General features: G+C 54.2%; 12 protein-coding genes and 4 tRNA genes. 11 read left to right on the forward strand and 5 right to left on the reverse strand.

Annotated elements, in window-relative coordinates; genetic code table 11:
* The first annotated feature begins 76 nt into the window (after positions 1–76).
* Both EA20_RS0102285 and EA20_RS0102290 read left to right on the forward strand, forming a co-directional pair.
* The gene (locus tag EA20_RS0102285; RefSeq protein ID WP_024965290.1) at positions 77–865 is read left to right on the forward strand and encodes a formate/nitrite transporter family protein; all 789 of its coding nucleotides are present in this window, start codon (positions 77–79) and stop codon (positions 863–865) included.
* Positions 866–1,019: 154 nt separating this feature from the next.
* Positions 1,020–1,379: a YfeC-like transcriptional regulator gene (locus EA20_RS0102290; RefSeq protein WP_024965291.1), complete on the forward strand. Its 360-nt coding sequence runs from the start codon at positions 1,020–1,022 to the stop codon at positions 1,377–1,379.
* A 48-nt stretch (positions 1,380–1,427) separates the two neighbouring features.
* Here the strand turns inward: EA20_RS0102290 and gltX are convergent, their stop codons facing one another.
* Positions 1,428–2,843, reverse strand: a complete 1,416-nt coding sequence (gene gltX / locus EA20_RS0102295; RefSeq protein ID WP_024965292.1) for a glutamate--tRNA ligase — start codon at positions 2,841–2,843, stop codon at positions 1,428–1,430.
* 274 nt (positions 2,844–3,117) lie between these two features.
* On the opposite strand from gltX, the gene EA20_RS0102300 reads away from it, so the two are divergent.
* The 5 genes from EA20_RS0102300 to EA20_RS0102320 all read left to right on the forward strand — a co-directional run bounded on the left by EA20_RS0102300 (position 3,118) and on the right by EA20_RS0102320 (position 3,997).
* A tRNA-Val gene (locus EA20_RS0102300) sits at positions 3,118–3,193 on the forward strand.
* A 50-nt stretch (positions 3,194–3,243) separates the two neighbouring features.
* Positions 3,244–3,319, forward strand: a tRNA-Val gene (locus EA20_RS0102305).
* Between the two features lie 35 nt (positions 3,320–3,354).
* A tRNA-Val gene (locus tag EA20_RS0102310) sits at positions 3,355–3,430 on the forward strand.
* Between the two features lie 4 nt (positions 3,431–3,434).
* Positions 3,435–3,510, forward strand: a tRNA-Lys gene (locus EA20_RS0102315).
* A 148-nt stretch (positions 3,511–3,658) separates the two neighbouring features.
* On the forward strand, positions 3,659–3,997 hold the full coding sequence (locus EA20_RS0102320) for a FlxA-like family protein (RefSeq protein WP_024965293.1): 339 nt from the start codon (positions 3,659–3,661) through the stop codon (positions 3,995–3,997).
* On the opposite strand, the gene EA20_RS0102325 is transcribed toward EA20_RS0102320, so the two are convergent.
* On the reverse strand, positions 3,994–4,914 hold the full coding sequence (locus tag EA20_RS0102325) for a LysR family transcriptional regulator (protein WP_024965294.1): 921 nt from the start codon (positions 4,912–4,914) through the stop codon (positions 3,994–3,996). The two genes, EA20_RS0102320 and EA20_RS0102325, sit on opposite strands and share 4 nt — an antisense overlap.
* 96 nt (positions 4,915–5,010) lie before the next feature.
* Here EA20_RS0102325 and EA20_RS0102330 point away from each other — a divergent pair, with 96 nt between their 5' ends.
* Entirely contained in the window at positions 5,011–6,033 is a 1,023-nt protein-coding gene (locus EA20_RS0102330; protein WP_024965295.1) for a bile acid:sodium symporter family protein, read from the forward strand.
* A gap of 2 nt (positions 6,034–6,035) precedes the next feature.
* Here EA20_RS0102330 and EA20_RS0102335 read toward each other — a convergent pair whose 3' ends face one another.
* The 3 genes from EA20_RS0102335 to zipA all read right to left on the reverse strand — a co-directional run bounded on the left by EA20_RS0102335 (position 6,036) and on the right by zipA (position 9,356).
* Positions 6,036–6,251 carry a DUF3820 family protein gene (locus tag EA20_RS0102335; RefSeq protein WP_024965296.1) on the reverse strand — a complete coding sequence of 72 codons (216 nt, stop codon included), beginning with the start codon at positions 6,249–6,251 and terminating at the stop codon, positions 6,036–6,038.
* Between the two features lies 1 nt (position 6,252).
* Entirely contained in the window at positions 6,253–8,271 is a 2,019-nt protein-coding gene (gene ligA, locus EA20_RS0102340) for an NAD-dependent DNA ligase LigA (RefSeq protein WP_024965297.1), read from the reverse strand.
* Positions 8,272–8,357: 86 nt separating this feature from the next.
* Entirely contained in the window at positions 8,358–9,356 is a 999-nt protein-coding gene (zipA, locus tag EA20_RS0102345; RefSeq protein ID WP_024965298.1) for a cell division protein ZipA, read from the reverse strand.
* 219 nt (positions 9,357–9,575) lie between these two features.
* Between zipA and cysZ the strand changes: the two genes are divergently transcribed.
* The 3 genes from cysZ (at position 9,576) to ptsH (ending at position 12,112) form a co-directional block, all read left to right on the forward strand.
* Positions 9,576–10,322, forward strand: a complete 747-nt coding sequence (gene cysZ, locus EA20_RS19495; protein ID WP_038381471.1) for a sulfate transporter CysZ — start codon at positions 9,576–9,578, stop codon at positions 10,320–10,322.
* 169 nt (positions 10,323–10,491) lie between these two features.
* On the forward strand, positions 10,492–11,463 hold the full coding sequence (cysK, locus tag EA20_RS0102355) for a cysteine synthase A (protein WP_024965299.1): 972 nt from the start codon (positions 10,492–10,494) through the stop codon (positions 11,461–11,463).
* A 391-nt stretch (positions 11,464–11,854) separates the two neighbouring features.
* On the forward strand, positions 11,855–12,112 hold the full coding sequence (gene ptsH / locus EA20_RS0102360) for a phosphocarrier protein Hpr (RefSeq protein ID WP_004158914.1): 258 nt from the start codon (positions 11,855–11,857) through the stop codon (positions 12,110–12,112).
* Positions 12,113–12,134: the final 22 nt, after the last annotated feature.

Raw genomic sequence — 12,134 nt, forward strand, 5'->3', positions numbered from 1 at the left:
CGCTGGATGCGTCTCAGTTCAGCGCGGTGAGTCGGCCAATAATTTTAACAATAACTACACCAGAAACAGAGCTATTATGTCCTTGCATTCACCTAAAGAAATCGCAGCGATCGCTATTCAGTCCGGCGTCGCAAAAAGTCTACATTCTATTTCCACTCTCCTGATCCTCGGTTTTATGGCCGGTGCTTTCATCGCCACGGGTTTCCTGTTGGATCTGCATGTCATCAATAAGCTGCCAGCAGACTGGGGCTCCTTCGGCGGCTTTCTGGGCGCGGCCGTGTTCCCTGTGGGGCTGATACTGACGGTACTGGCGGGCGGCGAGCTGCTGACCGGCAATATGATGACGATGCCTGTCGCCTGGTTTGCCCGCCAGGTTAGCGGCTTTAGCGTACTGCGCAACTGGTTTTGGGTCACCATCGCTAACTTCCTTGGCAGTATCGCTGTCGCCTGGTTTTTCGGTCATATGCTGGGCATGACCGAAGGGGATTATCTGAAGAAAACCGTTGCTATCGCCACGGCCAAGATAAACGCTGATTTCCTGCACGCGTTTATTTCCGGCATCGGCTGTAACTGGCTGGTCTGCCTTGCGGTCTGGCTGGCCTTCGCCAGTAAAGATGTGGTGGGCAAGATTTTTGGTATGTGGTTTCCGGTCATGGCGTTTGTGGCGATCGGTTTCCAGCACGTGGTGGCGAATATGTTCATTATCCCTGCGGCAATCTTCGCTGGCGAGCTGACCTGGATGCAATACCTGCCTAACTTTGTTGCCGTTTTCTTAGGCAATACCGTTGGCGGCGCGGTGTTTGTCGGCCTGGCTTACTATATGGCTTACCGTCCACAGGTACAGCCAGCTCCTGTAACACGCTAACCTCTTCACCCTCTGTCGTTCAGACAGAGGGTTACTCTCTTTCGCACAACATCCCCTTCCCTTCTCAACCTGTTACTGGTTCCTGTTAGTTGTTCAGTCAACAATTTCCTGTAATATGTTCGTGTTACGTAAAACGGCAAAAAGGGATTGCATGATGAAAAAGGAATGGTTAACGCCAGAAGAACTGGCGCAGGAAACGGGTTTCAGTCGCCAGACTATTAACAAATGGGTCAAGAAAGAGCAGTGGACTACCGCGCCGAAACCCGGCGTTCAAGGTGGAAAAGCGCGAATGATTTTTATTGATGAACGCGTGAAAGCCTTTCTCAAGTCTACACGGCATGCCGCCGAGCCGATCGCAACCTATCGGGTAACACAAAACTCACTTCCCGCTCTGCTGATGACCTCCATTCAGCAGATGAGCGCCGACGAACAGGAGAAATTATACTCGCTGTTGTTACGTGAAGGCATACAAGGGTTGCTGACGCGACTGGATATTACCCGTAGCGAAAAGTAAAAATGCCGGCCTGAAGGCCGGCATTTACTGGTGAAATAAAACTTCTGCTTACTGCTGTGCTTCACGCGCTGCGATATACGCCAGCGCTTTCTCAATGCGGGATACCGAGCGGCTTTTTCCAATCGCATGTACAGTTACATCCAGCGCGGGCGACTGCCCCGCGCCGGTGACCGCCACGCGCAGCGGCATACCGACTTTCCCCATCCCTACTTCCAGCTCATCTGCTGCCGCCTGGATGGCAGCGTGAACGTTTTCCGCCGTCCACGCAGTGATGCCGTTGAGTTTATCACGCACCACTTCCAGCGGCTGACGGGCAACAGGACGCAGATGCTTTTTCGCCGCATCAGCATCAAACTCGTCAAACTCTTCATAGAAATAACGACACGAAGCCGCCATCTCTTTCAGCGTCTTACAGCGCTCGCCTAACAGGCTGACCAGCTGCGCCAGTTCAGGCCCCGTCCGGGTATCAATCTTTTCCTGCTCAATATGCCATTGCAGGTGCGTCGCCACATATTCCGGCGCCAGGCTATTAATGTAGTGATGGTTCAGCCATTGCAATTTTTCAGTATTGAACGCGCTGGCAGATTTGCTGACCGCATTGAGATCGAACAGTTTTTTCATCTCATCAATGCTGAAAATCTCCTGGTCGCCATGTGACCAGCCCAGACGAACCAGATAATTCAGCAGCGCTTCCGGCAGATAGCCATCGTCACGGTACTGCATCACACCGACGGCGCCGTGGCGCTTAGAGAGTTTCTTGCCATCGTCACCCAGAATCATCGATACGTGTGCATAAACAGGTACCTGGGCGCCGATCGCTTTCAGAATATTGATCTGACGAGGCGTGTTATTGATGTGGTCTTCACCGCGGATAACATGAGTAATCTCCATATCCCAGTCATCAATGACCACACAGAAGTTATAGGTCGGTGAACCATCCGTACGACGGATGATCAGATCGTCAAGCTCCTGGTTGCTGAACTCGATCGGCCCGCGGATCTGATCGTCAAAAATAACCGATCCTTCCTGCGGGTTACGGAAACGCACCACGCAAGGCTCATCGGCAGCATGATGTTCATGGCTGTCACGGCAGTGGCCGTCATAACGGGGTTTTTCGTTGTTGGCCATCTGGGTTTCGCGCAGCGTTTCCAGACGCTCCTTTGAGCAGTAGCACTTATAAGCGGTGCCTGCTTCCAGCATCTCATCAATGACCGCATTGTAGCGATCGAAACGCTTCGTCTGATACCAGGGGCCTTCATCCCAGTCCAGGCTCAGCCAGTTCATACCGTCCATGATGGCGTCGATAGCCTGCTGCGTTGAGCGCTCCAGATCGGTATCTTCTATACGCAGCACAAACTCGCCGCCTTGATGGCGGGCAAACAGCCAGGAGTAAAGCGCGGTACGGGCGCCACCAACGTGCAGGTAACCTGTCGGGCTGGGTGCAAAGCGGGTTTTGATTTTCATTAACAGCTGCCTTATTACGCTATCAGATTCGGCCATCGCCGGGGGAGGTCTGATAAAGACCTGAACAAAGTGGGCAACATTCTATCACCTGGAGACGAATCCTCAACGGCATTCCCCCGCTCCCCTGTTGTCTTCGGCTGAAAACCCGGCACGCCTTCCAGGTTTTTGCGCAAAAGCCCAACATCTTGTTTAAAATTAAGACGAACGATCGTTTTCGTTTTAAAAAGCGTTGACTCATTTCCAGCGATCCCTATAATGCGACTCCACACAGCGGGGGTGATTAGCTCAGTTGGTAGAGCATCTCCTTTACACGGAGGGGGTCGGCGGTTCGAGCCCGTCATCACCCACCACTCTAAACCGGTGGCTCCGCAGTGTTAGCAGTCTCAGGCGTGTACAGAATGGGTGATTAGCTCAGTTGGTAGAGCATCTCCTTTACACGGAGGGGGTCGGCGGTTCGAGCCCGTCATCACCCACCATTCTGCACAATAATGCTTGTTTGAAGTACCGAAGTGGGTGATTAGCTCAGTTGGTAGAGCATCTCCTTTACACGGAGGGGGTCGGCGGTTCGAGCCCGTCATCACCCACCACTTCGGGTCGTTAGCTCAGTTGGTAGAGCAGTTGACTTTTAATCAATTGGTCGCAGGTTCGAATCCTGCACGACCCACCAATGTAGAAAGGCGCCCTAAAGGCGCCTTTCTGCTATGCACAATCCGGGCAGAGTTCGAACCTGCTTTTACTTCTTTTTTCCTTTTATTTATCAAGCTACCCCGCCCTCCGTCCGATAACCCTACAGGACTATTCTCACGGAGAAAATCATGACAACTATCGGCAGCACAGCGTCCATCGGTAGCGGAAGCTCAGGTGGTGGAGCAGACTCACAGGTAAGCGCCCTCTATAAACAGATTACCCAGCTTCAGAGCCAGCTTAAAAAACTGGGCCAGGACGATACCCTGACGGCTGAACAGAAATCGGAACAGCAGCAGCTGATTGAAGGTCAGATTCAGATGATTCAGGCGCAGATTGCGCAGATTCAACAACAGCAGGCAGAAAAAGCTCAGGAACAGCACAACGCGCAGAAAGAGGCCTCTCAGCATAAAGTGGCCGACGGCGTTAACCGTCCGACCGCCATTAACGCGCTGGATCTTTATATTTAAAAAGCGGGTCTGATCTGACGCTGCTTCGTCAGCAGGGTTGCCTGCTGACGGACTTCCTGCCAGATCACCTCCGCCGCTGGCGTGAGAGAGCGGTTTTTACGCCGCACCAGCATAATGGTGCGGTTGATTTCCGGCTCCATCCGTCTCACCAGTAGCGGTCGGCCCTGCGGTAACGGTAACGCCAGAGCGGGAAGAATGCTGATACCTATCCCCGCTTCCACCATCGGAAAAAGCGTTGCCGGATGCCCAATCTCCTGCACGATTTCCGCCTGCACCTGCTGCAATCGCAGCGCCTCATCGATCAGCACCCGGCTACCCGAGGCGTAATCCTGCAAGACAAGGAGGCGATGATTCAGCATCTGCCAGCGGACGGTACGCACCGAGGCCAGCGGATCGTCCTGACGGCAAAGGAGTAAAAATGGCTCATCCAGAATCGCCTCGCACTCTAAATCCTCCGCCGCCAGCGGCCCAATGACGATACCAAAATCGACTTCCGCATTACGGATGCTCTGAAGTACCCACTGCTGTGGACGATCGCGCAGCAGGACTTTGATATCCGGAAAGTGATGCTGGCTGGCGGCAAGGCACTGTGGCATCAGGTGAGCGGAGATAGTCTGGCTGGCGGCCACTCTTACCGTTCCGCTACGCTGCTGCCCGTAGCTGCGCACATCAAGTAATGTGGTATTCAGCTCTTCCAGCATCCGTTCCAGCCTGCTTGCCAGCTGTTCGCCGGCTTCGGTAAGCAATACTTCCCGCGTGGTGCGGTCGAGCAGGCGGATCCCCATTTCGCCCTCCAGCTCTTTAATACTGTGGCTGACTGCGGACTGACTAAGCCCGATCAGTTGCCCTGCCTGACTGAAACTGCCCTGCCGGGCCACGGCAACAAACACGCGAAGTTGACGAAGCGTATAATTCATCGAAACCATTCATATATAAATTCAATAAATCGATTTTATTTCTAAACACACCCGACGCACAATAGACCCATCGATTTTATTAACCGGATATTAACAATGCGATTTTTCCGTCTCGATCCCATGATGGTGAAACTGATACTGGTCGTTTTGCTGGCAACATTTCTGCCCGCCCGCGGCCATTTTGTGGAATTTTTCGAATGGCTGACCACGGCGGCTATCGCCCTGCTCTTTTTCATGCATGGCGCCAAGCTGTCCCGCGAAAAAATTATTGCTGGCGGCGGCCACTGGCGGCTGCATCTCTGGGTCATGTTCAGCACCTTTGTGCTTTTCCCTGCGGTTGGACTGTTGTTTGCCTGGTGGCATCCTGTGCCGCTCAGCGCGGAGATCTACACCGGTTTTCTCTATCTGTGCATTCTGCCCGCAACGGTGCAATCGGCCATTGCGCTGACCTCGCTGGCGGGAGGTAACGTCGCCGCTGCCGTCTGCAGCGCTTCTGCATCAAGCCTGTTAGGCGTGTTTATTTCTCCGCTGCTGGTCGGACTGGTCATGGATATCCACAGCGATGCCGCTAATGGTGGATTTGAGCAGATCGGGAAAATAATGTTGCAGCTGCTGCTGCCTTTTGTACTCGGTCATCTCTCCCGCCGCTGGATTGCCAACTGGGTAGAGCGGCACCGTGGGCTGATTGGCAAAACGGACCAGGCTTCCATCCTGCTGGTGGTCTATTCTGCCTTCAGCGAAGCGGTGGTGAATGGTATCTGGAGCCGGGTGGGCGCGGTAACGCTGCTCTATATCGTGGTGGTGAGCTTAGGCATTCTCTTCATCGTGCTGCTGGTTAACCTGCTGGCTGTACGCCTGTTTGGCTTTAACCGTGCTGATGAGATTACCGTGCTTTTCTGCGGTTCCAAGAAAAGTCTGGCAAATGGCGTGCCGATGGCGAATATTCTTTTTCCCTCAGCGGCTGTGGGTATTATCGTTCTGCCGCTGATGATCTTCCATCAGGTGCAGCTGATGGTCTGTTCGTTACTGGCCCAGCGCTATAAAAAAGCGGGCGAAAAGCTTGCCGCAGAAGCGTCTGAGAAAGAGAAAGTCGCCAGCGTTACGCACTCACAGAAGTAATATCACGCTTTAATGAGGGGCCTGACCAGCCCCTCAAGTCCCTCAACCTTGATCGCCAGAGTAATTTGCATCAGATCGCCAAGATGCCCTTTGGGAAACTCATCCTTGCGGGCAAACCAGAGCAGATAAGGCTCAGGCAGATCGATAAGCCGACACCCTTTGTACTTGCCGAAGGGCATAACGGTATTGGCGATCTCAATCAGGTTTTCCTTTTCCATTTCACTCTCCCAGCAGACGGATCATCTCTGCTTCATCAATCACCTCAATGCCGAGCGCCTGCGCCTTCACCAGCTTGGAGCCTGCAGCTTCTCCCGCAATGACCAGATCGGTTTTTTTCGATACGCTGCCGCTAACCTTAGCACCCAGCGCCGTCAGGCGATCTTTGGCCTCATCCCGCGACAGGATCGTCAGCGAGCCGGTCAGTACCACCGTTTTACCGGCAAAGGGGCTGTCGATCTCATCTGCGTTGATCGCTTCCACTACCGGCCAGTGTACGCCTGCTACCTCAATCAGCTGACGGATGACCTCAAGATTACTCTCTTCATCCATAAAATTGCGGATATGGCTGGCAACCACCTTACCAACATCTTGCACCGCTATCAGCGCATCCAGATCGGCGGCGATAATCTTATCCAGTGACCCGAAATGCGCAGCAAGGTTTGCCGCCGTGGCTTCGCCGACCTCACTGATCCCCAGCGCATAGAGAAAGCGCGCCAGCGTGGTCTGTTTTGCCTTTTCCAGCGCGTTGACGATATTCTGACCCGACTTTGGCCCCATACGGTCAAGGCCGGTCAGCTTTCCGGCGGTCAGTCCGAAAAGATCGGCGGGCGTTTTGACATACTCTTTTTCCACCAGCTGATCGATAATCTTGTCGCCAAGACCGTCGATATCCATCGCACGTCGCGAGACAAAATGCTTCAGAGCGCCTTTGCGCTGTGCGCCGCAAATCAGGCCGCCGGTGCAGCGTGCGACCACTTCGCCTTCCACCCTTTCCACATCTGAACCACACACCGGACAAGCCGTCGGGAAATTAACCTGCCGCGCGTCCGCCGGGCGCTCAGATTCGACCACGCCAACCACCTGTGGAATAACATCTCCGGCCCGCCGGATAATAACGCGATCGCCAATACGAAGCCCGAGCCGGTCGATCTCATCGGCATTATGCAGCGTGGCGTTACTCACCATTACCCCCGCAACCTGTACCGGTTCCAGCCTTGCTACCGGGGTAATCGCACCGGTACGCCCGACCTGGAATTCTACGTCGCGCACCCAGGTCATCTGCTCCTGGGCTGGGAATTTAAAGGCAACTGCCCAGCGGGGTGCGCGGGCCACAAAGCCAAGCCGATCCTGCAAATCCTGGGAATCAACCTTGATTACCACGCCGTCGATATCAAACCCCAGAGTGGCGCGTTCGGCTTCTATCTGGCGATAAAAGGCCAGCACCTCTTCCGGCGTGTGGCAGAGCCGGATACGGTCGCTGACGGGCAATCCCCAGGCTTTAAACTGCTGAAGACGCGCGTGGTGAGTGCGCGGCATTTCGCCCCCTTCAAGCAGCCCAAAGCCGTAACAGAAGAAAGTGAGCGGACGCTTTGCGGTAATACGGGGATCGAGCTGCCTCAGCGACCCCGCTGCCGCGTTGCGGGGATTGGCGAAAACTTTACTGCCGGTGCGGCGTGCCTCTTCGTTGAGCTTTTCAAATCCAGCCTGAGGCATAAAGACTTCACCGCGAACTTCCACACGGGCTGGAATGTTGTCGCCCTGCAGGCGAAGAGGAATAGCACGTATGGTGCGCACATTGGCCGTGATGTTTTCGCCTGTTGTGCCATCTCCCCGCGTCGCCGCTCTCACCAGCAGGCCGTTCTCATAAAGAAGGCTGACGGCCAGCCCATCCAGCTTCAGCTCACAGCAGAAAGTGATCTCATCCGTACTTTTCAGACGATCCTGGATGCGTTTGTTAAAGGCCAGATAGCTCTCTTCATCAAACGCATTATCCAGCGAGAGCATCGGTACTTCATGGCGCACCTGCTCAAAGGCGCTCAGCGGCGCGGCGCCGACACGTTGCGTCGGAGAATCGGGGGTAATCAGCTCCGGGTGTGCAGCTTCCAGGGCCTTCAGTTCCTGCATCAGACGATCGTATTCCGCATCCGGCACTTCAGGTGCGTCCAGTACGTGATACTGATACTCATGATGGCGAAGCGTGGTTTGCAGTGAGGTAATTTTGTCTTGTAAGGATTGCATAGCGGCACCATAGCGATAAAAAACCCCCGACGAGCGGGGGTTCAGAATACGGATAATTCAGGCTTTCTGCCCGCCTTCCGGCTGACTCAGGCGTTAGCCTCCATCACGTCACGAATGCGGTTTTTGTACGTTTCGAGCTTCTGAGGCGTCATCATGCGGCGCTCATCGTCAAGCACCACGCCACCGACGTCATCAGCAATACGCTGGGCAGATTGCAGCATCAGCTTGAAGTTCTGATTGGGATCCCCGTAGGAGGGCACCATCATGAAAATCGAGACGCCTGGCGTAGAGAAATCCGCCATATCATCCGGATTGAATGAGCCCGGTTTCACCATATTGGCCAGACTGAAGAGGACCGGGCCGCTACCCGCCGGGCTGAGATGGCGATGGAAAATATTCATCTCACCAAACTGGAAGCCCGCCTGGAGCACGCCCTGAAGCAGCGCTTCACCATTAAGTACGCCGCCAGCATGAGCGCCAACATGCAGCACCAGAACGGTCTCTTTTGGCCGTTCCTGAGGTGCTGGCGCCGCTTCCGCAGCAGGTTTCACCGCTGGCGCTTCAGGTTCACTTCGCACATTCTGTACAAAACCGGGCTCGCTGCGCGGCGGTGTGACGTCCGGCTGCGGTGGGCGTTCTGCCTGCCTTGCGGGCTGTGGCTGAGTCTGAGGCTGCCGGACCGGCTCAGGGGCAAGCTCAGGCTCGGGTGCCGGCGCATGCGGCAGCTCGTCACCGAAAAGCGGATCGAGTTCAGGCTGCTCATCCAGCGGCGCCTGGTGGCGAACCGGCTCCGGCTGAGCGCGAGGTTTAGGTGGACGCGGCGGGGCTTCTTCAGGCTGAGCGGCACCAAAGGCGGGACCGTCATCCTCTTCCACATCCGTACGCGAGGGCTGCACGCGCACTTCCCCCACACCGTCATCGGCAGGGTCAAAGGGCTCTTCTCTATCCTGTTTTAAACGCTTGTGGGGGCGATCGCGAAAAACGGATGAGCGCTCTTTACGGCTGGTCCACAAGCCGTGAAGGAGAAGCGCTATTATGGCGATCGCGCCAACAACGATTAATATCAGACGCAAATCCTGCATCATTGTATTCTCTGTTGTTCCAATACCTTGCCACCGCGGCAAACTTTATCCTCTAACTGTATTTGCCCTGGATAACAAGTGCAAGTCCATGCACTATTTTCTGACAAATAAGCGTATGGCAACACGGTTTTTTGCTGTTTTTTCATTCAAAACGCGTCCGGTTTAGGTTAAAAGTCAGGTAAACCCCGCGTTACGCAGTGACACAAAGGAGAGTATCTGTTCATGGCGACACCAAATTCTGAGGCTTCTGGCAGCGGCATTCACTATTTTTCCCAGGGGTGGAAGCTGGTTACCCTGCCAGGTATCCGCCGTTTCGTTATTATGCCACTGCTGATTAACATCCTGCTGATGGGCGGCGCTTTTATCTGGCTATTCTGGCAGCTGGGGCAGTGGCTGCCCGCGCTGATGTCTCATGTGCCTGAGTGGCTGCAATGGCTGAGCTATTTGCTGTGGCCGCTGACGGTCCTCTCAATCCTGCTGGTCTTCAGCTATTTCTTTTCAACGCTCGCCAACTGGATAGCCGCACCCTTTTGCGGGCTTCTGTCGGAGCAGCTTGAAGCTAAACTGACCGGCGTGCCCCTGCCAGACAGTGGTTGGGCAGGTATGGTGAAAGACATTCCCCGCATTATGAAGCGCGAATGGCAAAAGTTTGCCTGGTATCTGCCCCGCGCGCTGGTACTCCTGCTGCTCTATTTTATTCCCGGCTTTGGCCAGACGGTGGCACCGATCCTCTGGTTCCTGTTCAGCGCCTGGATGCTCTCAATCCAGTACTGTGATTACCCCTTCGACAATCATAAGATCAGCTTTGCGCAGATGCGCACGGCGCTGAAGCGGAATAAAGCGGATAATTTGCAGTTTGGTGCATTAGTCAGCCTCTTCACCCTGGTGCCGGTACTGAATCTTGTCATCATGCCGGTCGCCGTTTGCGGCGCAACGGCAATGTGGGTTGACCGTTATCGTCAGCCCTAAGCGCGCGTGAGTTACCGTACAAAGCCATAAGCCCGTGCCGGGGCTTATGCCTTTTACATCACTCTTATTGCTGCATAACATATCTATATACGATTTCTTCACTTCCTTGAGAAAATGAACCGGGTATGCTCTCAGGGTTTCCCAAATTTCATACAGTTAAGGACGGGCTATGAGTAAGATTTATGAAGACAACTCGTTAACAATCGGTCATACGCCGCTGGTTCGACTGAACCGCATCGGTAACGGGCGCATTCTGGCAAAAGTGGAGTCCCGCAATCCCAGCTTCAGCGTTAAATGCCGTATCGGTGCCAATATGATTTGGGACGCTGAGAAGCGCGGTATTCTGAAACCCGGTATGGAACTGGTCGAGCCAACCAGCGGAAATACCGGCATCGCGCTGGCCTATGTGGCTGCCGCACGAGGCTACAAACTGACGCTGACCATGCCTGAAACCATGAGCGTGGAGCGCCGTAAACTGTTAAAAGCGCTGGGGGCAAACCTGGTGCTGACCGAAGGTCCGAAAGGCATGAAAGGTGCCATTGCTAAAGCGGAAGAGCTCGTGGCCGCTAATCCTGACAATGCTGTGCTGTTACAGCAGTTCAGCAATCCTGCGAACCCGGAAATCCATGAAAAAACTACCGGTCCGGAAATCTGGGAAGATACCGACGGCGACGTCGATGTATTCATCTCCGGCGTCGGCACGGGTGGCACGCTGACCGGCGTCAGCCGCTATATCAAAAACGGCAAAGGTAAGAAAGATCTGATTACCGTTGCGGTAGAACCGACCGACTCGCCGGTTATCGCTCAGGCGCTGGCAGGGGAAGAAATCAAACCTGGCCCGCATAAAATTCAGGGTATCGGTGCCGGTTTTATTCCGGACAACTTAGAGCTGAGCCTGATTGACCGTGTGGTGGCGATCACCAACGAAGAGGCGATTTCAACCGCGCGCCGTTTGATGGAAGAAGAAGGTATTCTGGCCGGTATCTCTTCTGGTGCCGCCGTTGCGGCCGCCCTTAAGCTTCAGGAAGAAGAAAGCTTTGCCAATAAGAACATTGTGGTCATCCTGCCTTCTTCTGGTGAACGTTATCTGAGTACCGCACTGTTTGCTGACCTCTTTACCGAGAAAGAACTGCAACAGTGAAGCTATGAGTGCGGAATAGTCTAAAAAAGCACCCAAATGGGTGCTTTTTTGTGGAGTACATCAAAGTTTTGTCGTTCAGTAGATTGATTTTACCCATGCGTGTCTGGTATCTAAGCAATCAATTATTTCGATCCGCGAAATTAATAGCTGCGTGAACTGGATCAAGCTGAATCGATTTACTGGTTTGGCGAAGCGGCCAGATTCGCGGCATAATGGAAAAGGGATGGCGGGAGCTAGCGTCAGTTCAGCATCGCCGACGTCCGGCCCTTACCAGCGCATTTTTTGGCGCGTCCTTGTACGCAGGCCAGCGCGACACATCCAGGCTAAAGTCACGCCTCCAGGCTAGACTTTAGGTCGATAACACCACATCAATTTAAGTTGGGGAAACAGAATGTTCCAGCAAGAAGTTACCATCACAGCGCCAAACGGTCTTCACACTCGCCCTGCAGCTCAGTTCGTTAAAGAAGCTAAAGCGTTCGCCTCTGACATCACCGTGACCTCTAACGGTAAATCCGCCAGCGCCAAAAGCCTGTTCAAGCTGCAGACGCTTGGCCTGACCCAGGGGACTGTGGTAACGCTGTCTGCTGAAGGTGAAGACGAGCAGAAAGCCGTTGAGCACCTGGTTAAGCTGATGGCTGAGCTCGAGTAAGCCAGCCTTGGTGCATGTCGGA

It is taken from the genome of Pantoea sp. IMH (genome assembly GCF_000599885.1).
In the GTDB taxonomy this organism is placed as follows: domain Bacteria; phylum Pseudomonadota; class Gammaproteobacteria; order Enterobacterales; family Enterobacteriaceae; genus Erwinia.